12 protein-coding genes and 3 pseudogenes are annotated in these 25,430 nt (G+C 34.0%); 8 read left to right on the top strand and 7 right to left on the bottom strand.

Annotated features, from left to right (window positions below; translation table 11 throughout):
• Positions 1–445: 445 nt before the first annotated feature.
• Positions 446–3,163 (top strand): CBS domain-containing protein, encoded by a 2,718-nt coding sequence (locus P3F56_RS08515; protein WP_281152443.1) that lies wholly within the window; start codon positions 446–448, stop codon positions 3,161–3,163.
• 2,251 nt (positions 3,164–5,414) lie between these two features.
• On the opposite strand, the gene P3F56_RS08510 is transcribed toward P3F56_RS08515, so the two are convergent.
• The 3 genes and pseudogenes from P3F56_RS08510 to P3F56_RS08500 all read right to left on the bottom strand — a co-directional run.
• Positions 5,415–5,702, bottom strand: coding sequence for a DUF2103 domain-containing protein (locus P3F56_RS08510; protein WP_281152442.1), 288 nt, complete (start codon positions 5,700–5,702; stop codon positions 5,415–5,417).
• Between the two features lie 4 nt (positions 5,703–5,706).
• Positions 5,707–6,021 carry an ATP-dependent Clp protease adapter ClpS gene (clpS, locus tag P3F56_RS08505; protein WP_405054789.1) on the bottom strand — a complete coding sequence of 105 codons (315 nt, stop codon included), beginning with the start codon at positions 6,019–6,021 and terminating at the stop codon, positions 5,707–5,709.
• A 184-nt stretch (positions 6,022–6,205) separates the two neighbouring features.
• Positions 6,206–6,457 (bottom strand): annotated as a pseudogene (locus P3F56_RS08500) (allophycocyanin subunit beta); the annotation flags it as partial.
• A 984-nt stretch (positions 6,458–7,441) separates the two neighbouring features.
• Between P3F56_RS08500 and glnA the strand changes: the two are divergent.
• Positions 7,442–8,863, top strand: a complete 1,422-nt coding sequence (gene glnA / locus P3F56_RS08495; RefSeq protein ID WP_281152440.1) for a type I glutamate--ammonia ligase — start codon at positions 7,442–7,444, stop codon at positions 8,861–8,863.
• Between the two features lie 356 nt (positions 8,864–9,219).
• A pseudogene (locus P3F56_RS10655) lies at positions 9,220–9,315 on the top strand (IS982 family transposase); the annotation flags it as partial.
• Between the two features lie 738 nt (positions 9,316–10,053).
• Here the strand turns inward: P3F56_RS10655 and P3F56_RS08490 are convergent.
• The gene (locus P3F56_RS08490) at positions 10,054–11,676 is read right to left on the bottom strand and encodes an ArnT family glycosyltransferase (protein ID WP_281152439.1); all 1,623 of its coding nucleotides are present in this window, start codon (positions 11,674–11,676) and stop codon (positions 10,054–10,056) included.
• A gap of 324 nt (positions 11,677–12,000) precedes the next feature.
• Between P3F56_RS08490 and P3F56_RS08485 the strand changes: the two genes are divergently transcribed.
• The 3 genes from P3F56_RS08485 (at position 12,001) to gcvT (ending at position 16,670) form a co-directional block, all read left to right on the top strand.
• A complete protein-coding gene (locus P3F56_RS08485; protein ID WP_281152438.1) occupies positions 12,001–13,950 on the top strand; it encodes a cation:proton antiporter in 1,950 nt (649 codons plus the stop codon).
• A gap of 96 nt (positions 13,951–14,046) precedes the next feature.
• A complete protein-coding gene (locus tag P3F56_RS08480; protein WP_281152437.1) occupies positions 14,047–14,169 on the top strand; it encodes a hypothetical protein in 123 nt (40 codons plus the stop codon).
• Between the two features lie 1,367 nt (positions 14,170–15,536).
• Complete coding sequence (gcvT, locus tag P3F56_RS08475; protein WP_281152436.1) at positions 15,537–16,670, top strand: glycine cleavage system aminomethyltransferase GcvT; 1,134 nt, start codon at positions 15,537–15,539, stop codon at positions 16,668–16,670.
• 756 nt (positions 16,671–17,426) lie between these two features.
• Here the strand turns inward: gcvT and P3F56_RS08470 are convergent.
• Both P3F56_RS08470 and P3F56_RS08465 read right to left on the bottom strand, forming a co-directional pair.
• Positions 17,427–18,329 (bottom strand): ROK family protein, encoded by a 903-nt coding sequence (locus P3F56_RS08470; protein ID WP_281152435.1) that lies wholly within the window; start codon positions 18,327–18,329, stop codon positions 17,427–17,429.
• Positions 18,330–18,421: 92 nt separating this feature from the next.
• Positions 18,422–18,669: pseudogene (locus P3F56_RS08465) on the bottom strand (Ycf34 family protein).
• 89 nt (positions 18,670–18,758) lie between these two features.
• On the opposite strand from P3F56_RS08465, the gene P3F56_RS08460 reads away from it, so the two are divergent.
• Positions 18,759–20,012, top strand: coding sequence for a CCA tRNA nucleotidyltransferase (locus P3F56_RS08460; protein ID WP_281152434.1), 1,254 nt, complete (start codon positions 18,759–18,761; stop codon positions 20,010–20,012).
• Between the two features lie 1,506 nt (positions 20,013–21,518).
• The gene (locus P3F56_RS08455) at positions 21,519–22,250 is read left to right on the top strand and encodes a GUN4 domain-containing protein (RefSeq protein ID WP_281152433.1); all 732 of its coding nucleotides are present in this window, start codon (positions 21,519–21,521) and stop codon (positions 22,248–22,250) included.
• A gap of 1,516 nt (positions 22,251–23,766) precedes the next feature.
• Here P3F56_RS08455 and P3F56_RS08450 read toward each other — a convergent pair.
• Positions 23,767–25,371, bottom strand: coding sequence for a B12-binding domain-containing radical SAM protein (locus tag P3F56_RS08450; protein WP_281152432.1), 1,605 nt, complete (start codon positions 25,369–25,371; stop codon positions 23,767–23,769).
• Positions 25,372–25,430: the final 59 nt, after the last annotated feature.

The following is a 25,430-nucleotide window of genomic DNA, read 5'->3' as shown; positions in this document are numbered from 1 at the left end:
TTTTAAAAAATTGATGATAGGACCTTTCTTGTCTTCTTTTATAAAGAGTTAATTTTTACATGTAAAATACTTATCTAAAATTAACTTTTATAAAAGTTAATCAATCGATTTTTATGATTTTAATTAGAAGAAAGAGTGAGTCGCAGAATACAGCGTTGATAAAAGTTTTATAAAAAATTAGCTACTGATTTGGTATACATCACTATTGGTCTAGAAAAACTAGATTATTAGCTATTTAACAGTTAAGTTGAGTCAAGCTAATTGTTGTGTCTCTACAAATTGAGAAATAAGATAATTAATTAAACTGATTGCTGACTTCAATTGTTTAATAGTAAAGAATTTTATCAATAAATATTTACGTTATGGATTATATTTCAACAATTGAGGTTAAAGATAGATTATCTTTGAATTTATATTCACAAATATAAACACGTTTAAGCCAACTATGGATTTAATTTTATGCCATCAAACCGTAGATTTTGACGCACTAGGAGCAGCCGTAGGACTTTCTTGCCTTAAAACGGATAGTCGAATTGTCCTTACCGGGGGCGCACATCCAGCAGTTAGAGATTTTTTAGCCATTTACCGAGATGAATTCGCCCTAATTGAACTACGTAGTGTTAATCCTAAACAAATTTGTACTCTAATGGTAGTAGATAGTCAAAAATGCGATCGTCTAGGAACAGTATCCTCCTGGTTTGATTTGCCTCACATTAAAACTATTGAAATCTATGATCACCATCTCAACACTACTTCAAATTCAGACATTCCCGCTACATTCACTGAAATTGAACCTGTCGGGGCGACTACAACCCTGATAGTGGAAAGAATGCAACGAGAAAACGTTTATCCCAACCCTATCGAAGCAACGGTGATGGCTTTGGGGATTCATGTCGATACGGGTTCTCTTACTTTTTCCCAATCTACTTCCCGTGATGCCTATGCCCTAGCTTGGTTAATGGAAAGAGGAGCAAATGTAAAAACTATTGCTAAATATTGCAATCTTGGTTTGTCTCCAAAACTACAACAATTATTACAAGAAGCGTTAGAAAATTTTGAAAAAACTGACATTAATGGTTACGCTATTGCTTCAGTTTTATTAACAACAGAAACTTTTATTCCTGGGTTATCTAATTTAGCTGAACAATTAATTAAATTAACCGACAGTGATGCTTTATTATTAGGTCACTTTTATGATAAGCGTCGTAATAACAAACCTTACAAAAAGGGGCACCTAACGGTTATTGGCCGCACCAGGATTGAGGGAATAAATCTTGGTCAACTATTTCAAGTTTATGGAGGAGGAGGACATAAACAAGCTGCTTCTCTAATGTTACTAGAGGTAGAACCTAAAAGCACTTTAGATAAGTTATTGCAAGAATTTATTGCCAAAATCCCCTACCCTCTAACCGCTAGAGATTTAATGTCTTCTCCTGTTAGGACAATTCGCCCAGAAACTACTATAGAACAAGCGCAAAAAGTCTTATTTCGCTATGGTCATTCGGGATTATCCGTCGTAGATGAAAGTGATCGCTTGGTGGGCATTATTTCTCGTCGAGATCTTGATTTAGCCTTCCATCATGGACTTAGTCACGCCCCAGTTAAAGGACATATGGCACAGCATCTTAAAACCATTACGCCTGATACTGTACTATCTGAAATTGAATCAATGATGATAACTAATGATGTGGGAAGATTACCTGTTGTTGAAAACGATAAATTATTAGGAATTGTTACGCGAACCGATTTATTACGGCAAATTTATCAAACTCGAAGAGAAAAACAAAATAGAAATGGTAAACAAGTTTCCTTAGATTCTTGTTTTTTACCTTCTATTAGTCAGCGTTTGTCTTCTCCTATTTGGAAATTTTTGCAATTCGCTGCAAAAGAAGCAGAAAAACGGGGCTGGCATTTATATTTAGTTGGTGGAGCAGTTCGAGATTTTTTTTTATCAGAAGAAGAGGAATTTTTATTACTACAGGATATTGATCTAGTCGTCGATGGATTTCGTCATTCCGCTGACGTGGGAGCTGGGGTTGAATTAGCTTCAACTCTACGAAAAACTTTCCCAAATGCTAGACTATCAGTACATGGAGAATTCCAAACAGCTGCTTTGTTATGGCATAGAGATCCCCAATTAGGGTCTTTATTGGTAGATATTGCCACTTCAAGAATGGAATTTTATCCTTATCCTGCAGCTAACCCCAAAGTTGAAGCGAGTTCTATTCGTCAAGATTTATACCGCAGAGATTTTACAATCAATGCTCTAGCGGTTAGGTTAACGTCCCCAAGGGAGGGGGAATTATTAGACTTTTTTGGGGGAATGTTAGACTTGCAATTACGTCAAATTCGAGTACTTCATGCTAATAGTTTCATTGAAGATCCGACTAGAATTTATCGTGCAGTACGCTTTGCAGTGCGGTTAGAATTTGAAATTGAGCCCCAAACAAAAGCTTTTATCAGCAATGCTATTAAAAGTGGTATTTATGAAAAATTAATAATTAAAAATTATACAGTCCCTGCGTTGAGAACTAGATTAAAAACAGAATTAAAATATATTTTAGAAGCTAATTATTGGAAATCAGCTTTAAAATTATTAGCTGATCTAGATGCTTTACTATGTTTACATTCTAAGTTGGTTTTAGATGATACATTATGGTGGCAAATTCGCTATATTTCTCGCTGGTTAAGATATCTCGATCCTAAAAATAACTTAGAACATTGGTTACTTCGTTTAGAGGTATTGATTAATCGGTTAGAGATAGTAGAGTCTAGTAAGATTGCTCTGAATTTTCAGTTACCCAAAGAGAGTATTCAACGCTTAAAGACATTATCAAAAATTGAACTTGAAATAAAAGAAAAGCTCCTAGAGCTTAATCTAATAAGCGAAATAACTAGACTATTTAATTCATATCGATTGCCTGATTTAATCTTAGTAGCAGTTCGTTCTTCTAAACAAATTCGTCGTACAATTTGGGAATATATTACAAAATGGTCGAATATTCAGCCTCTATTAAATGGCAATGATTTAAAAGCAATGGGTTATAAACCAGGGCCTAAATACAAAATTGTTTTAGATAGTTTATTGAGTTCTACTTTAGATAAGACGATTCAAACTAAAGAAGAAGCGGAAGAATTAGTTAAACAAATAATGAGTGATTAATCGATTGATATCGACTTACAACTCCTCAATTGTTGCTAACTCACCTTCTGTAAACTGAATGACTAGTTCTTACTCGTCTAGAAAAGAAGTTTCAAATGAGGCGATAATATTGTAGCTAATGCCAAGACTAAGAAGTCGATATTTTGGTATTTATTGCTTAAATTTTAAGATAATTTCGATTTGTATCAACGTCACAAACTCCCGCCTAGACGTCATCAATAACTATCTTGTCAAAATTATTTTCTATATCTACATTTTTAGCAGATGCTGTTTTTATATAATCACTTTATACTTCATGCAACTTCGCCACGGTCTAAAAAGCTTGCTTACATATACTGATTTTTGATCGCCACTTCTCCAAATTTTCTTATGGCATCTTATAAACAATCAGAGTAAACACTGTTCACTTGACTCATTAACTACCTTTTCACCATCTTATTTGATCTCTTTACTCATTAGGATGAAGATCATTGGTAAAAATTGAACCCGCAAAGTTTAGCAACTACGTCCCCGGCGTAACTGTGCATTTTTGTTTTTCCCCACGCTCAAACGTATTTAAGCATCTGCGAAGCATGACTTTCAATTATTCAATAAACTTATCTAGGATAGAAACATTGATATGTTTCCCTGATATGCAAAAAATTTCCTTAATTAATTTATATGCTACATAAAAATGTAATCATAACTCATCTAAGTTAATTACTTTGTAGTCTAATGCGCCGCATGATATATTAATTCTACCTGTACAACTAAATAATCCTATTGTTGATATACTTACTTTCTAAATTCTGTGCTTTGTTGAGCTTGTTGCGATTAGGCTTTTTTGTTCAACAAATTTAGGACTAACTGAATTCTGATTCTCATAACCAAGGATAGCTTTATCTCTAAAATAAAAGTCAGTTACTGATTTTTATTTATAATTTTTATCTGTAATTCAATTTACTCTATGGATATCCAGCTTCTATTTAGTTTTATCAGTAAGCATCATTAAGTTATATAAAAACTATACTTGCATATGTACTATACGTCTAATCTAACATTAGATATACAAATATGTTGAATCTTGAATAAATATCAATATATTTATGAGAAAAACTATTTATCGAAAAAAATAATAGTTTCTTTCAAAAAAATAGATATATGTCTTGGTAGATAAAGTTAGAAAAAATAATCACTTTAATCGTTACAGTTTTAATTCAAAAAAAAACAGTGTTAATTTCCAAAAAAATATCTTCTATCTAGGGATTAAATTGCGAATAATTATCCTATTTTTACCAGATAATTAGAATATCAAGTTTAAGTTTACTATTGGTTAGCCAGTAGGACGTTTAAGATGAATATGAATTGACGATAACAGTAACATAAACTATCGAATTTAACTCAGACTCAAATAGTTTAGAAGTGGAGATATTTATTATTTAAAAAAAGAAAATCATAAATACGGCAATTGTTCTTGATAATACCTTAGTATATACGCGTATTTTATAAGTTTAACTTAAATTAAAATAATCTAAAAAATAGATTATTTTTTTAGATGAACTTGTAGTTCATTACTTAATTTAATAGAGTTAAATAACAAAATTACTAAACTAATCTAAGTAACATAAATTATATTTTTAACGTATATATAGTTAATATAAAAATATTAATTTTATTCAACCATATTTAAAATTAATCAGATAAATAATGAAACATAGTTTCATTAATTCACGTTTAACTATTTAAAATTTAGTTTTTTCTAAAATAAAAAATATACTATCTGTAGTAATAGACAGTCATAAACTGAGTAGTGATAATAACATTAAATAAATATAAAATAAGATAAAATTTTTCGAGTTTTAATTCTTCAGTTAACTGTGAAAATTTATAATTTTCTCTAGATCAGGGTAATATTATTACCGGCCCTGAAAAAGTAGTTGTTAGCATAAGGCCAGGGTAAAAAAATAACTGTTACTATGCCCTAGAGTTGAGCCTATGGCTCTTATCAAAAGAAATTAGTAATTGTAGTAAATCGACAATTACCAATTCGTTAAACGAAAAGTCAAGTCGTCAATTGTTACTGACATTAATGATTTTAAAATTAGGTTTGATGTCAATTATCCCATAGTAGGCTTCGTCTAAAATTTGATTGTTGATATCGAACTCGTCGGAGTTCAGTAGTTTGAAAAAATTTAGACATATCTACATATGGAACACTAGTTAACTTAATGTCGCCGACTTATCTGAGAGGTGTTACTTTTTTTATTAAACTCTAATTAAGAACCGTATTAATAGCAGTTTCCAACTCTTGACGACTTAACTTTGTAATGATAAAGATTTCTTGAACTGTTTTTCCTTGTCTAGCAATCACCTTATAACCGCCACGAACGGGAACAGAGATCCGCAATCTTAAATAAGGATAGTGACTTTTAGAACAGCTGATTACCCCAGGAGTAACCGTAACAATTCCAGTGCAATTAATCAGCTTTTCAAGGATAGGAATTAGTCCTTGAAGGTGAGTTGAATGATTCCAAACCAGCCGTCCTTTAGATTTAGGCATAATTTTAAGCTTCCTCTAAAGGAGCCATAGTTAATCCTTCTCGCCGTAACTGCTGATGATAGAGTTCAGCAGGTTCTTGAGGACCGACCCAGACAATTGCCTGTCCCTCATCATGTACTTGGTATGTCAATTCCCAAGCGTGATCACCAGTCATGTTTGGTATGTACTTCATTAAGCAGTTAGCAACATGCTCAAAGGTATTGAAATCATCATTAAGTACTATAACTTTATAGTTAGGGTAAACACTCCGTATAACCTCGGTTGACCCTTTGGGGGTAACCGAGGGGACAGCCACAATTAGTTTCAGTTTAACTCCCATAGATGGTCCTATACTCATTGTTCCTGACGTTCAAACTGGGTGCTTCTCGAATAATTTTAGTTACACTAAGTTTACATCCTAACAATCTTTTTTGATTTAGAGAAGTAATTACTGTTGACTGAGAAATAGTGATAGTGATTGCCTCTAAGAATCTCACTAATTTTTAACGGACTTAAACAAAAATTTAACTAGGATTAAGAATTATGTGCTCGGATAATTCATCGATGAATAACATATCTTTAACCCTAGTATTAGTCACTATCGTTTTGACCATCTCTTTCATAATTTGGACCTCCTTGATTGTTAAGCTAATGGGAACTCTCAAAGAGTTATAGGTTTTGTGCAACCCTTGTAATACCCGTTTATAAAGAACATTGAGAGCATCAGCCGCCAAAGTATAACTGGAATAGGGTAGATAATAGTCTATACCTTGTAAAAAAGCTGAATATAAGTGTTTACTCTAGAAAAAACTAATTCAGATATTTATTCAAATAATTAAAGTCCAGCTTGTTTTAAAAACTCAGGATAATTAGCATTAATGAATGACTACAGCCGCACTGATGCAATTCATACTAAATAAATAGTCCTTAAGCCTATCCATCGCGTCTTAATCCAGATAACGTCCGGTCAGATTATAATTTCTAATCGAATTAGTAACTGCGTCAACAATTTTTTATGGACTACTATGAAGGTTGGTGTTTTTTTTCTAAAAAATTGTCTCATAAGACTGAACTTTTATTAAAATTGACAGCCTAAGTTTTTTCTTTAATTAAGAGATATGTTAGGTTATTGAGATATTTCTTTATAAAAATTTAGTGTTTTGGTCCAAATCGAGTGGAAGATGAATTAAGCAGCATTATGTTTGGCATAAGTTACGGACTTAAAAGCGATTGTCATAAATAAATTACAAAGTTATATTAACAGAGTTAGCTATAAAAATTCTAATTAACTAATGTTATTTTTTTGTTTAAGTGTGTTTATCAAAGCAAAACAACAAAATACCTTCTGTGAGTCAATTAAAGCTTGAAAATTCTCTTTAAAAACACAATATAAAGCTAATGAGATTAAATTGTTAGCAATGAGGTAGAAGGAGCAGAAAATTGTCATTTGCCATTTATTTACAAGGGACTCCCTCGACAGTTCGTACAACAATTTATTGATGGAACAAAATGGGGTTATGAGGATGCTCCACGAAGTACGAAATAAGAGAAAAATAAAAATATTTTCAAAACTTGTCGAATTTACGTTAACATGGTGTTGTTCATTTGTGTCCGACTACTTAGTCAGGCTGCAGAGTAGCTTCAAAACTTTGTATTATCTACAGATTTAAACAAGGATGCCTGTATCATAGAATACAAAATATCTTGTTACCTATCTTTAGGGTTGGTGGTTTGAGGCTTAATAAAATAGGAGTCCGTCCATGGCTAAAACCCCTCAAGAAGTCTTGAAAATGGTTCAAGACAAAAACATAAAAATTATTGACCTGAAATTCATTGATACTCCAGGAGTTTGGCAACATTGCTCGTTCTACTACAATCAAATTGATGAAAGTGCTTTTGTCGATGGAGTTCCCTTCGACGGCTCGAGTATTCGAGGATGGAAAGCTGTCGACGAGTCTGATATGGTAATGGTTCCCGATCCGACTACAGCTTGGATCGATCCCTTTTATGAAGAACCAACCCTCAGTATAATTTGCAGTATCAAAGAACCTCGTACAGGAGAATGGTACAGCCGCGATCCTCGTACTATTGCTGCTAAAGCAGTTGAATTTCTCAACACGACAGGGATTGGCGATACCGCTCTTTTTGGACCAGAAGCTGAATTCTTTGTCTTCGATGACGTTCGTTTTGACCAAACTGAGAATAAAGGGTATTACTACCTAGACAGTGTGGAAGGGCGCTGGAATACGGGACGGGAAGAAGAAGGTGGAAACCTCGCCTACAAACCCAACTACAAACAGGGTTACTTTCCTGTACCTCCAATAGATACCCTACAGGATATGCGGACAGAAATGCTGCTAACTATGGCTGAATGTGGAGTTCCAATTGAGAAACACCACCACGAAGTGGCTACAGGGGGACAAAATGAATTAGGTTTTTGTTTTGCTACCCTCGTTAAAGCAGCAGATTATTTAATGACCTACAAGTATGTCATTAAAAATGTGGCGAAGAAATATGGGAAAACCGTGACTTTTATGGCCAAACCCGTGTTTAATGACAATGGTTCTGGGATGCACACTCACCAGTCTATCTGGAAAGATGGACAGCCATTGTTCTGGGGTGACGGTTACGCGAATTTGAGCAAAATGGCTTTGAATTACATTGGTGGCATCCTTAAACACGCTCCTGCTTTGTTGGCGTTTACTAATCCGACCACTAACTCTTATAAACGTCTAGTTCCTGGATTTGAGGCTCCTGTTAACTTGGCTTATTCTCAAGGGAACCGTTCGGCTTCTATCCGTATTCCTTTATCGGGCTCTAACCCTAAAGCCAAGCGGATGGAATTCCGATGTCCTGATGCCACATGCAACCCCTATCTGGCGTTTGCAGCAATGCTGTGTGCAGGAATTGATGGAGTTAAGAATGAAATTGATCCAGGGCAGTCTTTAGATGTGGATATCTACGATCTCACCCTTGAAGAGTTAAGTAAGATTCCTTCAACTCCAGGCTCTCTCGAGGCAGCGCTAGAAGCACTCGAAAAGGATCAGGAATTCTTAACGAATACGGGAGTTTTCACTAAGGATTTTATCGAGAGTTGGATTGAATACAAACTCGACAATGAAGTTAACCCTTTACGGGTGCGTCCTCATCCTTATGAGTTTGCCTTATACTATGATGTCTAAGCTTTTATCAAATAGTTAAATGTTCATAATTGCTACCTTTATTGGTGGCAATTATGAGCATTTAAACGACGTTAAAATCGAGTATGATGGCTAATTTGGTGGGTTACAGCACGAATAGAAAACTTATTAGTTTCTGTTTAAAATAGCTCTTATGCGTAACCCGCCCTACTTAAAAAATAGTTTGACGGAAATTTGTCGACAGAAAAAAAAGCAATAGCTTAATGAGATGAGTGGCATTTTATTAGATTTTGATGATATAGATATAAAATATTATCTCGATACTACTAAAGTGTTTTGTAATTTAGAGCACTTCTATCCTTGATATAAACAGTGAGTCACAACCGCGAACATTACTTTCTTTTAAAGAAGGTTATACGTTACGGGTTTTTGCCATTACATGCAAAAAAGCATTTCCTAATCTAGTCAGCTATAATCTTTTTGTAGAGCTTATGCTCTGAGCAATTAAAGGAAAGAAAATATGTGGCAGTATTGGTGAATATGGAAGGTGAAAAACCGATAGTCTGCTCAGAACAAAATAAACAAAAAGATAATAGCAGAATATTTGTTCGGTTCGAATTCAGAGGTACTTAGCTAAATAAGATATGTCAGTATAAATTTGTGGATTTTCTATGAAAAGAGAATTGTTAACAAAACTTTTTAAGATTAAAATGACATCGGATAGATATTCTAATGGAAAGAGTAAGAGAAAAACATGTCTCAAGTCTTAGAAAAGATAAAAGATATTGTTGAAACTAGAACAATGATTGACGAGTGATGAGGCTTTTGATAAATTCCCATAATAGATACAAACTACTACTCAAAATTTTCTGAATAGTTTTTGCCTAATAAGTGGATGAAGTGACGACATCAAAGTGTATTTTAACAATTGAATTCTCTAAGGAGTGGTGGAAGAGAGTACTCAAAAATTAGATTTATTTAAATAAAAACTTATGGCTTAACTAATTTTAATAAGTTTATCAAGAGAGTCTTATTAAACTGGTATTTTGCCTACCAAACTTAATCATACTAAATCTCGGAAATTATTATAAATCAACAAATAATTTATACAAGTTATAAGTAGTCGGATATAAAATAAACGGCTTTATACTAAAAAAAATTAATCAAAATGAGAATTACCACTATTTTAAATTTCCTTTTTCTTATGGTTAACTTGAATTATATCCGAAGACTTAATTTTTAGTTCTGGTAACTAAATACCAATTGGGAAAGACTTCATCCAACAGGTCAACCTGTTCCAGGGGAAGTTTTTGCCAAGTTTCTAAGGTAATGAGAAAATAGGAATCAGGTAAAGTATGCCAGTATCGCGAAAGAGTTTCAGCAGTTGTTGGGATAACATGGTGATCGCTATAAAAATTTAAAGTTTGATTTTCTTGGGCTAAATCAGCATATATTACTTCGTGGGAAGGAACCCTATCCTTTAACATCTGCGCTAGGAGTTGAATAGATTGTTGAGACTGAATTTCCCCATTCCAGTAGGGAGAATTTACTAGCAACATCAACGACATATACATTCCAAAAAATAATATGGTGACAAACTGACGATTACGGCAAGTGATGAAAATTGCTGTTGTAACAAAAGTAGAAGCTGCAGCAATCAGGATTAGGATTAAAGACAAGCGATAGGATAAATCATCAAAATTGACAGGAAAATTGAGCCAAAAACTGAAACAGCTTAAACTAACTAACCCAGATAAAACAAATAAAGCTATTCTCCAAAATTTTGGATAAGGGAGTTTGCTTGTCCCATCAAAAACTTCTGCCAATACAAGTCCGCCTGCTAAAGCTAAAGGAGGATAAAGAGGTATTAGATAGCTTATTCCAGGCAAAGGTAACACAGTAAAAATTATTAAATAACTGCCGCCCCAAACTAAAATTAATTTTGCCCATCCCCATATCAAAGATTCTCTGATCAACTTCAGTCCAGAATAGGCAAAAATTAACCATGGTAAAGAAAAAGTGACAAATTGTAGTCCGCAGAGACCCCATAATCCTCGAAACAGTCTTTTTTGTTCTTGAAACGGAACTAGAAAGATTCCCTCAATCGCAGTTGAACCAAACGAAATCCATTGACAACAATACCAGGCGATCGCTGGTATTAACCCCAGGATGATTCCTAGCCAAAAATAGTCACTGTTTAACACTCGTGGGGTATCCCATCCCAGAAAAAGCAAAATAGCAACACTCGTACATAAGCTCATGACTCCCTGAGTGAGGAATAAACACGAAAGACTTAAACCTACCCCAATAGACCAACGGAGATCTCGGCGTAATCGCAAAACGCACCACATTGTGAGGATTTCAAAACAAATAACTGTTCCATCCAACCAAGCTGACCGCCCTTGGCGCACTACAGGAAACAGGGTTAAAAAAATCAAAGCGGAAAACAAAGCTGGCATTCGTTTGCCGAACGCTTCGCGTCCAAGACCATAGAGCAAAGGAATGGAAAAAGCAGTTAGGATTCCACTTGACAAGCGGGTTGTTTCTTCTCCAACCCCTCCCCAAAGGTAAGTAAGAGCAACAAAAAAAATACCTAAAGGGGGGTGCCGATGATAGGATTCACCCCAAAGAGTCGGAAAAAGCCATCTACCCGATAAAAAGTTATTATGTGCCATTTCCTTAGCCATCTGAGCCACTAAACTTTCTTGCCCGTCGAGAAAAGGGAACCCTAAATTAAAACTAAATAGGGGGAAAGCTGCTAAGAATAATCCAGCCCAAACCGAGAATTCTTGCCAGTGACTTTCTGGCGGTCCTTGGTCCTGTGATTTATTCCAAACAAATGTCAGATGATTCATCTTAGGGAGATAAAGGTGATAGATGGGAGACAAAAAGAATACTAAGGTGAATACTAAGATGATCTTAATGTTCCCTAGAAGCTGAACCAATCACGTTTATCGGATTCAATATCTAATATCGGTCCATCATTTAATTTAATTGTTGACTAGGTGACGGCTTCTAGAATCTAAATGTTAGAATACCCAGAGTGACTATGAAACTGTAAAGTCCTATTATTTTAATATTTAAGGAAAATTTGAAGCTGCAATAAGCTATTAATTTGAAGCTAAAAGTCATCGATAGTAATCGTCTCTTTAAACATTGCCGGCCACTGAAGTAAGCCTATGGAAGGATCGTTTCAACTGACCCTGCAAATTGTGATCACTGTTCTTGCTGGCATTACTGCCCAAGTGACCGCTGAATTTTTCAAGGTCCCAAGTATTGTTTTTTTACTACTGTTTGGAATTTTGCTTGGACCTGATGTCTTGAACTTTCTCTATCCTCATCAACTAGGAGTAGGACTAGAAGTTTTGGTTGCCTTATCTGTGGCTATTATTTTATTTGAAGGAGGATTAAGCCTAGAACTGCGAGATTTAGGAAAAGTATCAGGTAGCTTACAAAATCTCGTCACCATTGGTATTCTTGTTACCTTAATTGGTGGCGGCATGGCAGCCCATTGGTTAGTGGAATTTCCTTGGCCGATTGCTTTTCTCTACGCGGCGTTAGTAGTAGTTACTGGACCTACAGTCATTAGTCCCTTACTCAAACAGGTTTCAGTGGATCGTCAAGTAGCTACTCTCCTCGAAAGCGAAGGAGTTCTCATTGATCCAGTAGGAGCCATCTTAGCAGTGGTAGTTTTAGATACTATTCTGAACAGTAATGCCAGTCCGGTAGAAATTTTTAGTAGCGTTCTCCTACGATTAGGGATTGGGGCAATTATTGGAGGACTTAGTGGGGCTTTACTTGGCTTTATACTCAAAAATATTAGTTTTATTTCAGAAGATTTAAAAAATCTGGTAGTTTTAGCGGGAGTCTGGGGATTGTTTGGCCTAGCTCAACTCAGCCGCAGTGAATCGGGGTTAATGGCTACTGTAGTTGCCGGGATTGTGGTTAGAGCTTCCTCCATCCCAGAAGAACGTTTATTGCGGCGGTTTAAAGAACAATTAACCGTTCTTTGTGTCTCAGTTCTCTTCATTCTTTTAGCAGCTGATCTTTCCATTGACAGTATTTTTGCTTTGGGATGGGGAAGTGTTTTAACCGTTCTCATCCTAATGTTAGTGGTCAGACCGATCAGTGTTGCCCTGTGTACATGGAACAGTGATCTTAATTGGCGACAAAAACTTTTTTTAGCTTGGATTGCCCCACGAGGAATTGTTTCAGCATCTGTTGCTTCCCTATTTGCTATTTTACTAACAGAAAATGGGATTAACGGTGGAGAGTCAATTAAAGCCCTAGTATTCCTAACGATTATGATGACTGTCTTTGTTCAAGGATTATCAGCCCGTTGGGTTGCCAAAGCATTAAAGATTAATTCTATAGAGGCTACAGGGGCAGTTATTGTCGGGGGTAATGGCATAGGACGCTTAATTGGAAGGCTCTTTCAACAACAGGGAGAGTCTGTGGTGTTAATTGATACTGATCCTGAAGCATGTCAGCAAGCTGAAGCCGAGGGTTTGTCAGTATTTCAAAGCAGTGGACTCGATCCTGACGTTCTAGAACAAGCAGGGATTTTCTCAATGGGGAATTTTATGGCGTTGACCAGTAATGGAGAAGTCAATCTCGTCTTAGCTCAGCGAGCGGTGGAGGAATTCCAACCTCCTAGAGTATTTGCAGTCTTTCCGAGTAATACACCTAATAATTCTACGACCAACAAAACTAAAGTTAATGCAGCTTTCATAGACCAACAATTAATTAAAACTTGGAATCAATACTTACAGGAAGAACAAATTAAGTTAGGGAAAACTCAGTTTAAAGAACCTGGACTTTCCTTACAACAAGCCCATTTTCAAGCCTTGATTCGATCTGGAGAACTCTTACCGCTGTTAATCAAACGACAAGGAAGCTTACAGGTAGTTAAAGCAACTCAAGATTGGCAACAAGATGATGAAATTATTTATCTACTTCATGATCCTCGTCCCAAACTGCTTAAACGTCTATCCGGTGGTATTAAATCTTCTAAGGAGTTGAAAGAGTTGGTAGTAGAACCTTTACCAGAAGTCGAAGAAGTCCCCATTGCTTCCCCTGTGGATGAATTTACTAGGGAGGACTTTTTTCAACAAATCGTGAACTCTTAAGAAAGTTATCATTTTTGAAAGCATCAAAAATATCAACAGCTATACTATGTTATTGTTTAAGATAAAAGAATCAAAGTAAGAAACTACTCAATTATTATGGATGTTAAATTAGTTCTAGCAATTTTAACAGGTTTATTTGTTGTTTCTAGCCTCTTCTTCGGGACAAAAAATGGATTCTATGATTCTGATGACTACCATGGAAATGGATCGGCTCACTAAAGGACTTTGGTGGGTTTAAGGACAAAGATAAATAACTTTCTGAGCCAGTTTTGTTCTAAACCTTATATCTCCTTTCTTGTTAAGACGGCTAACTGAGAGAGTTCATGAATAAGAAACCTCTAACTTCTGCTTTTTATTCAACTAACGTGTGCTGTTTTATCTGGTGATCGCCGATTGGACTATCCAAAAATCTAACCGTTGAATTATTACCGACTGGTCATCTACCAGAGAAGGTAGCTTTGTTCATGATCCTATCGAGTCCTTCAAGATGTCTATACACTTCTCTATTGCCGTCAGCAAGAAAAATATCTAAAATTAAAGCACATTGATGAATCTTCTGCTCAGGGAGGAAGTGTGCTGTTGTCGGTTTTTCTCCTAGGATTAAGACGATAAATTTTAAAGTTCTTGTGCTCCCATAAACCTTACCAGATGAGATTTAGATATTTGGGTGGATTGCAACATCGCCCACGCCTGTTATGTTTGCTTAGACTTATTACAGCAATTTCTTTTATTAGTTCAAAATCTTACTAAGAAGCAACATTTGTTTTGAGATAAACGTATTTGTTCTGGATTACCTCGTCTAACGTTTTAACAAAGGGATATGTTGGGACAATCTCCTGTATTGTTCTCACAGAGAATGCTGGTTAATCTCCACAAAGAAGGGCATTCGATGTCAAAACCTTAGTCAATTTTGCCGCTGGAAAAACACTAGTTCCCCTTAGAGCCTAATTTCCCTGAGATTTTGAAATTAACATAATTGCCTTTGGTTCAATATAAATATTTAATCTTTTAGCTTTTTAGCTGAACATAGTGACAGCTTTAATACAATAAAACTTATTTACAGTCTATGATTCCATCACACGCATATTGCGTGATAGTTTCGCCACTTATTTAATAACTCTAACTAACTTGTAAAAACTTCACAATCGTTATCAGTTACATTCCCCGTCCGTAGGGACTTTAGTTGAAGTGCCCACGGACGGGGAGCAATTTTTTCGACTGTCTCCTACACCAACAGTTTATGAAGGAGAGTTAAATGAATTAGGGAAGAATATTGTTCTACTTCTGTTCGGAAGACTTTATTAAAATCTCCGGAGAAGAATTGGTTTTGCTGAGTATTTCTTCTCAGCGTGGACTCTTCAATCAAACGTAGTCAAACTCAGAAAGTTAGCAACTCAGGTTGTTGTTTAACATGTCTTCACCATCAAAGCCAACAGCGTTAGAATTCTCACTCTGCTCTCTATATATTCAAAATATTCAAAGTAATTCTAAGGCGATGTTGTCCATTCTTTGACCCCTTAAATTAAGAAGACTAGTAAAAGTCGGTTATAATAATGTTCTCTACATCTTAATTCTTTTATAAAGTCGTGGCTAAATCAGACTCTTCTGTTGATCTCTTACGTACCCCTCTGTATGATCTGATCATTCAACAAAAAGCCAAACTAACAGAATTTTCTGGGTGGGAAATGCCTGTTCAATTTAGGGGGCTTAAACTTGAACATCAGGCAGTCCGTACTGATGTTGGGGTATTTGATATCTCCCACATGGGTAAATTTACTCTCCAAGGACCCCAATTACTCTCATCACTGCAGTCCCTAGTCCCCTCAGATTTAGAACGGTTACAACGAGGACAAGCTCAATATACAGTACTCCTAAACTCGCAAGGGGGAATTATTGATGACATTATTGTTTATAATCAGGGGGAGACGGAAACTAGAAAAGAAAAAGTCATTATTATTGCGAATGCAGGGACAACCCAGAAAGATAAAACCTGGTTTTTAGAACATTTAGATAGAAAAACAATTACTTTTGAAGATTTATCCCAGGAAAAAGTTTTAATTGCCATTCAAGGTCCTCGAGCTATTTCAAAATTACAGCCCTTAGTGAAAGAGAATCTTAGTCAACTTAAGTTTTTTGGACACCTAGAAGGAACAATTTTAGGAAAATCTGCCTTTATCGCACGCACAGGTTATACGGGAGAAGATGGCTTTGAGGTGATGGTTGATCCAGAGGTGGGACAAGAACTTTGGCAATCACTATGTCAAACTGGTGTCACTCCCTGTGGATTGGGAGCTAGGGATACTCTCAGGTTGGAAGCGGCTATGTCTCTGTATGGACAAGATATTGGGGATGGTACGACTCCTCTAGAAGCTGGCTTAGCATGGTTGGTACATCTTGACTCTAAAGGAGAATTCATCGGACGGAAGATCTTAGAACAACAAAAAGCCCAAAGAGTTAACCATCGTCTGGTGGGTTTACAGATGGAAGGACGACATATTGCCCGTCATGGTTACCCAGTATTTTCAGACGGCAACAAGGTTGGGGAAGTTACTAGTGGAACTTTATCCCCCACCTTAGAAAAAGCTATAGCTCTCGCTTATGTTCCTCGTGCTTTAAGTAAAGTGGGAAGTACACTTGAGATAGAAGTTAGGGGTAAACTATATCCGACAAAAGTTGTCAAAAAGCCTTTTTATCGGTCTCCTAATCGACCTTATAACTAAATGTGGCCGGTTCCTTGTGTAAAAGAACAAATATAAACTCAGGGACTCAAACCATCAGCGTTTATTTTGTGCTAACAGTAGCCAGTGTAAAATTTTTACTTTATGATAGTCGGTTAAATATTAGGTTACCTTTAGTAAATTTAATTTGATTAAAATTAGGTAATTTATAGCTAGAATGGTCGTTTTACCCTAAATCAACTTTATTGATTAAATCTATGCTGAGACAAAGTAGTATTATTGGGGTGAGTAAATTTTTATAATTTTATGTTTTTATTTAAAATTTAATTATTGGTACATCCTGCAAGTCTAGTGGAAGAGATTTTCTTTGTTAAAAAATAGGACAAATTTACTCTCAAAATATAGTCTAAGTTTTGATACTTAATAAATTTAATATTTTTTATGGAAATGAAATAATAACATTTGATTACAATTCGTAATTTGAGCATAAGACATGTATTGCAGGTACAAATGTCATAAAATATGTTTTTTACATATTAGTATTAAGAATACAAATTTATTCCAAATTTTGAGCGATAAGATAATTAATAATTATAAAAAAAATATTATTCTTCTGCACCACAGAAAATAACTTTTATTAATCATTTAGTCAGATTGAGTATTTAAATAAATGTACAACAGATTTATTTAAGTATTTTTATGCAAAGAATTAATAAAATTTTAAAAAATAAGAACTATCATCAATAAATGATATATCATAATTCTAATTTTTATTAAAAAGATGTTTTTGAATAAACGTTAACTTGTGAGTTCATCAACCTTTTTCCAAGCCAATTTGGCCGCCCCAATCATTCCCGCTTGATTCCCCAATTCAGCTGAAATTAGTTGTAATCCTTCTCTATAACTAGGCAGAACTCGCCGTTTGATTTCTAAGAGAGTGGCTGGGAAAAAATAAGGGGTACTCGCGCTTACTCCACCTCCAATAACAATTGCTTCAGGGGTTAAAATATATATTAAATTTGCTAATCCTGCCCCTAATAAACGACCATAATCTTTCCAAAATTTTAGGGCTTCTCGGTTGCCTTTTGCAGCTAATTGCCCTAATTCAATTGGTTCTTTCTGTGCCATCCTACGAATCGCTTGGACCGAAGCATATTGTTCCAAAGACCCCTGATTTCCACTTTTACATAAAGGCCCATTGAAATTAAGGGTAATCAATCCCAATTCTCCTGCAGCTCCCAAATGCCCAGTAAACAGGTGTCCATCAAGAATAATAGCTCCCCCTACGCCAGTCCCTAGAGTCAACAAAATCAGATTTTTGAAGTTTTTACCTGCTCCTAGCCAAGTCTCCCCTAACCCTGCACAATTAGCATCATTGGCAATGGTGGTGGGAAGTCCGGTTTCTGTTTCTAACCAATCCGCAAGAGGGATATTTTGCCACCCAGATAGGTTAATAGCCACTTTAGCAATTCTTCCTTGAGCATCAGCAGGTCCGGGGGTCCCCACTCCCAAAGCATGACAAGTTTCACAAAATCTAAGCTGCTTGATAGCTTCCACCATCGTCCTTAAAACTTTCTTTGGAGTAGAGGGTTGGGGCGTTGCAATCGTTAAAGACTTTAAACAGGTACCATCTCTGAGAAACTGCCCTAATTTGATAGCAGTTCCCCCTAAATCAATTCCAATAACTGATTGCTGTTCCATAAATCAGTAGACAGTAAATATGCCATCAATCGGAATTTCGACAGTCGCTAACCTAAGCTTTATCGAAATACTATAGATTAAGACGGACTGATTTATATGAGAATAAGTTCCCCTGGACGTAATTTTAACCACCTACCCGCTTCTTCTTGAAAACTCTCACAGTCGCTCACATCTCACTCCATTTTGATGTAATCATCTTTGAAACGAATGTTAACGTTGATGATAGGTTCAATCGGTTTAAAGGTACATGACTGGTTAAATTTGGTTGTTTGTGCTTAAGTTCCACCCTATAATAGGTGCTACAGCGATTAATGTAATAGCAGTTAACTAAAATACACAGACCCCTCTCTTCTATCCATCTTCTTGTTGTCAATCTGACTCAGGCAAGGCTAAGATAAGCAGTTTTCTAAGTTTATCTTTATTAAGATAATGATTCAGCAAAATGGTTTAACTTGTTTATCGGCAGATTCTTTACCGTTTAGTTTAAAGTGGCTGCCTCCAACTGCTTTTTTAGTGGGGGGCGCGGTTCGTGATGCGTTTCTTAATTGTTCGAGAAATTATCTGGATTTAGACTTTGTTTTACCGGATTTAGCTGTAGAAACTGCCAGAACTATGGCAAATCATTATCATGCTGGATTCGTGATTTTGGATCAAAAAAGAAAAATTGCTAGGGTTGTATTTAAACAAGGAACAGTAGATTTTGCTCAACAGGAAGGAAATAGTTTAGAAATTGATTTAAAGCGGCGCGATTTTACTATTAATGCGATTGCTTATAATTTTCATGAGCAGAAATTGATTGATCCTTTACACGGATTACAAGATTTAAAACAAGGGATTTTAAAAATGGTATCTCCAAAAAATCTTAAAGATGATCCCTTACGGTTGTTGCGCGCATATCGTCAAAGCACTCAACTCGGTTTTACCATTGAATATGAAACTAAAAAAACCATTCGTAAGTTAGCTCCTTTGATTAAGCAAGTTGCGGTAGAAAGAGTGCAAAATGAATTAAGTCATTTATTATCAAATATTCGGGGAAGTGAGAATTTAATTAATGCAGCTAAAGATGGTTTGTTAGATCCATGGTTTAAACAACTAACTGAGGAAAAACTAGATCAACTTATTAAAATTGACCAAGTAGTTTCTTTATTAAAAGAAAAGTTAACCCCAAATAATTTCTGCCAGTTTTTTGACTATAAATTAGATAATTATCAATATTATCCTCTAACTGTTCAACGAGCAAAATTAGCAATTTTAGCTTCTTCTATTCCCAACAAAGCTGAGTCAGAATTAGTTAGTTTAAAGTATTCTCGGGTTGAAATTAGGATGGTAACTAAGGCTCTAAATTATTTACCCATATTGCAAAAAAATCAAGGTAATATGAATTTAAGAGAATTGTACTTGTTCTTTTTAAGAGTAAGAGAATTTTTTCCAGTATTAGCTGTTTTAACTTTAGCAAAGCGGCTAGATTCTTCTGCTATTCTCTCTTTAATTAATCGTTATCTTGATCCTAAAGATCAAGTAGTCTATCCTTGTCCTTTAGTGACTGGACATGATTTAATTGAACAGTTAAATCTAAAGCCAAGTCCTAAAATTGGCGAGTTACTAACAGAGATTCAACTAGCTTGTATTGAAGGAAAAATTTCAACTGTAGAAGAAGCTTTTGAATTAGCTAAAAGAGGCTAAGAGAAATAGTAACTATATTCTCAAAATTAAAATATAAAGTTTTAAATAAACCATGCATACAATAATCTTCGACTTAGACTTTGACTTGGATATATATTTCTATAGTATCAATTCTATTAACTATATAAGCAATATTCTTTATATTTAGTAGCTATCAATAAGAAAATCTAAACTATTTGAAGTAGTTTTAACACTTGTTAATTGAATTATTAAACAATAATTTACCGCCGTTATAGTTAATATTTAGTAACTAAGCTTAGTCTAAATGTAGAATGAAAAGGTAGTTTGAAAAAATCTGGATGTAAATGAACTTAAAAATTTAGTCTAATAAAGACTATGTGAAATTTTTATAAAATACAATCAAGAAAAACAATTTCTATTTCTAGATAGATTATGTCAGGGAAGGAAGGATTTTTATTCTCATCAAGAAGTCGAAGAAAAAAGAACTTGGAACAAAAAATATATCAGATATATCTAAAATTTTTCAGAAAAAAATGAAAATTTTAATAATATATAGAATTGTTCTTCATAACAACTAAGTGCGTACAAGTAGTTGAGTTAAGGCAAAATTAAAACAATAGGAAGGAAACTAATTATATCTATATTTTTTCCTAAGTTAATAGTCTAGAAGTAAATTGAATAGAAGAGAAATTGTACCAAATAAAAATTCATAAAATTGCCGAAAGGATATTTTCAGATAAGCTATGATTTAGCTAAGACAGTTAAACATATTCTTATTCAAGATGGTTACTCTAAACAAGATTAATTGAAGCAATATAAATTTAACTTTGATTACTTAAATATAGAGATACAAAATGATTATCGAAGTAAAATCTAGACTTGTATGAATATTTATATTAGTAAAACCTTCGTCTTCTACCTACCAAAAATATTAATTAATAAGTCGATGAGACTATAGAAAAAATCACCATTTTTTTAAACTTCCGATAATAATTTATCTGTAAGATTTTATCTAAAATCGGCTAACGTATCAAATCAGTTTTTTCAATGCACGACAGCTTAAAAATTAGTCAGTCAAACTAAAGAGTTTAAATAAACCTAATCTTTTCCTATAATTCTCTTGAATTGTCCTTATCTTAATCAGATAATCTGAGGAAAAGTTAGCAGTTAAGTCACTCAACAATTGAGAATAACTAAGTATTTTTTTAAAAAAAGTAGAAATAGTATGCATTACTGATAAGTTGATAGATGTATCCTTTAATTGCTATTTTATTGTAGGCTAAATAGCCAGACGAGCTAAATGTTGTCGCCATGAAAAGATAGATACCTTAGGTATTTTCATTATGAAACAAGTTATGCGTGTTGTATTTGGAAATGTCTTATGAATTAATAAAACCTGAAATCTTAGGAGATGAGATTAATAAAAAAAATTTTTACTTCCTAACCCCAATTTATCTATACATATCTAGATAAACTTTAAACCTTAAGTTAATTAATCTCAATTAGTGATATTAATAGTGAAGGCAAGAGTCGACAGGTGATCTCATGACTGAGCAAAACATCGCTACAGTTTGGAATACAAGTGATAATTTTTCACCAGAGATGAGTAAGTTTTTGGTAAAGTCCACTAAAAAACAGCTTCAGACGATTCCCCAATTAATAAGTATGGGAGAAGCAAGTTGGAAAGTATTGATGACATTTTTGCTGTTATCGGAGATGACAACCCCCAATATAGTGGTAGGGAAGGTGTATCAAGCCCTTTACCAAGTAAACGTACCAAAAATTCAAGAATTTTTACAAATTCATTTTCCTTGTGGGGTTGTCGCTCTCGAGTCAGAATGCAACATTGATTATCAACTCCTCAAGGACTTACTCATCAATCAAAAATTTAAAGACGCTGATACTGTTACACGACAAAAACTATGTGAATTGGCAGGAGAGGCATCAGTTAAGCGTAAATGGGTTTATTTTACCGAAGTTGAACAATTCCCTGCTACTGATTTGCATACCATTAATTCTCTGTGGTGGGTTTATTCAGAAGGAAGATTTGGCTTCTCAGTACAACGAAAACTTTGGCTATCTGTAGGAAAAGATTTTACTAAATTATGGCCAAAAATTGGCTGGAAAAAAGAGAATAATTGGACGTTTTATCCCAATGAGTTTACCTGGGATTTAAGCGCACCTGTAGGACACCTTCCTCTATTAAATCAACTACGAGGAGTCAGGGTTACAGCTTCTTTATTTACTCATCCAGTTTGGGCAAAAAATAACTGGTAACTTTGAATTAAGTTGTTTCTTTTTTTTAGAAGAAGGAATAATTTTTGAAAAACAGAGATTTGCTATGTTTTATCTGAATTTCAATTATTAATTGGGAGTTGTACAAATTAAAAGTAGTATCGTTGAATTGATTGATTGTTAACAACTTGAAATAGAACACCTATTTAGCAAATACAAGAATTATTCGGGAGATTGATTGAGGGAAATTTTTCTTCAAGGCTGATGTTGTTATTGTAATCTATGTTCTAGGACATAATCACTTTTGGCATAAGTTTGATTTATGTCAAAAGTCTAACGTCTAAATCTAAACCTAATTTGCAAGGTAAATAATTTGAATTAAATATCGATTATTTGGAATAATAATCGATTTTGATACTGAATGTAGAACATTATCCACATTTTTTAGTTTTTATGAATCAAATTATGCCCAAAAATAGAGAAATCAATTACACTCTTCTTCTAAAGAAAGACCTTATAAGAGTTATCCGCTTATTTTATAAAAAATATAAAAATAAATTTATTGACAATAAATATTGTCTTTTCGGAGTATTTGTATTCTTTTTATAATTCACTTATTTATATAAGCAATAATCTTATTACTAAGAAAATAATTTACTGTTTAAAGTCAATAAAACTTGTGTTTATATCGATAATATTTTGCCTTAAGATGATTGATTTAATTACGAAGCAATCGATGAAAAAGTTGATAGTTATTCTGTTTATATAGAAATTAAATTGAATTTATAAAAAAGTCATAAAAAAACAACTATTTTTCAAAATTTTATTTAACTATATTTTATTTAACTATTATTTTTTAAAAAAAATAAAAATAATAAAAAAAGGACTTTCTCACAAAAGTGATTTCATGATACTGCGTTAACAGAAACCTGATATAAGAAAATTTAAGTAATAAGAGAAATTAATTTTGCTAAATATATGTAATAAAAACAAGATTTAATTTAATTAAAATCAAGAAAAATTAAATTAGCACTGAGATGCTATCAAGATTTTGGTAAAGCTATCAGTATATCTTACAAAAGATTGAAGTTTAAAATTATCTCTCATCCTCAAGTGAGTATCTCGATAATGCTACTTTTGTCTAAAAATATATTCTATTTTTTCTAGTCAGTAAGGATGGTAATATTTATTGCATAGTTGCTATTAGCGGTTATTCTATTTGTGGGAGGTCGTCTTCTCTGAGTTCTTTGATAAGAAATATAATAATAAAATATAAACCAAACTATTGACTGAAAAGTTTGTTTATCCTAATTCATTCTTATTAAATAGTATGAACAAGTCAATTAAAATATAACTCAAAAAATGTTATTATCATAACAGCAGACAATGCGACTACTTTCTATGTAGACTAATAATAGTCAATATCTTCCAAATGAATATTATTAGGGACACTATACTAGCCACAGCTATTTATATCATTAAATAAACTTTTATAAGTTTACTTAGTAAAACCTAATTGTTGTCTCTTGAGTAAAGACAGGAAAGATAAAAGTAATATTTAAGAATTACTCATCGATTCATCTAAATGTTTCATTAAAGTTTGCTGTGATAAGGGTCCGTGTAAATGATACCAAGGTAATATTTGCTCTTTTTTCCAATCTTTATGAACATAAAAATCTAAGGGAGGTAATTTTCCTTTTAATTCTTTAAATGCTCGTTTATAACTTCCTAATGTATCTCCATAATTTCTAGTTAATTCTAATAACTTTGATAAACGGCGATCACCCCTAGAAATTAAAGCTTGAATCAAGGACCATTTGTAGCTTTCTGGACGAAAATTAATTCCTCTTTTCCCCAACTGTTTCTCTAAATATTTCAGTCTTTCTTTAGCCTCATTATTAACCCCAAACCATTGAAATGGAGTGTGAGATTTGGGGACAAAGGTACTGCAACCAAAGGTTAATCTTAATCCAGGGGCAACTCTTCCAACATCTTCCAACATTCTAATAGTAGCTTCTATATCTGAATCTTTTTCCCTAGGAAGTCCTACCATACCATAAAATTTTATTGCTTTCAACCCCCCTGCTTTAGCATTAATTGCTGCTTGAATTATTTCTCTGTTAGTTAACTTTTTATTAATAATTTTGCGAATTTCCTCTGAGCCACTTTCAATCGCAATGGTGATAGAATGAGTTCCTCTATTAGCTAAAGTTCTAGCCAACTTTTTCGTAACTGTGTTAGTTCGAACTGAAGCAATACTCAGGCGAACATCTTCATATTTAGATTGTGATAAATAATCTAGCAAAATGTCAAATTCCGGATGTTGGGTGACAGATGGACCTAACAATCCAATTCTATTTGTTACTGTCAAACCCTTTTCAATAGCAGGAATTAAAGAACCTTCTAGGCTAGCTGTCCGAAAGGGTAATGTTAAATAACTAGCAAGACAAAAACGACACATTTCAGGACAACTTCTCACTACTTCTACCATATAAATATTTTCCCAAGCAGCCTTTTGTGTAACTACTGTCGAAGTAGATAATATGTTGCCTTGATAGGTTTGTTTTTTGATAATATTTGGAATATCATTACTAATCGGTTCAATCGATTTTACTCCACCATCAAGACTGTAATAAGTAACCTCATATAAACTGGGAATATAAATCCCTGGTATATTAGCTAAATATCGTAGTTTTACTTGACGATCTGCTGTTCTAATTTCTTGATAAGCATCAATAAAACTATCCAATAACTCTTCTCCATCTCCCAATAAAATCACATCAAAAAAGGCAGCAAACGGTTCAGGATTAGCTGTTAATACCGGACCTCCGCCAAATACTAAAGGTTGATGATTACTTCGTTGATTACTATAAAAAGGAATATCGAAAGATTCTAGAAGATTAAGAATATTGATATAATCTAATTCCCAGGAAAAAGAAAAGCCTAAAAGTTCAGGTGACCGTGGTAAAGGTTCATAAATATCCGTAAATAAACGACTGATATCAACATCCGATCTTAACGCCAAAGTTCTCCAAACTAATTGATAGCCCAAACTGGTAATTCCTATAGTGTACTTATTAGGAAAAGCAAAAATAGCAGGTATGGCGTTAGACTCAGGAGATGTGGGAGTAAATAATAAATGTTCTTGGTTAAATACAGTCATTTTAATTTAGAGAATAAATATTAACTATTAAAAGAGTGGTTGGGAATCTAATTCCTAAC

Source organism: cyanobacterium endosymbiont of Epithemia clementina EcSB (assembly GCF_029919255.1).
Lineage (GTDB): Bacteria > Cyanobacteriota > Cyanobacteriia > Cyanobacteriales > Microcystaceae > Rippkaea.
Note: the sequence above shows the minus strand (reverse complement) of the source record. Positions and strands in the feature narration are given on the sequence as shown.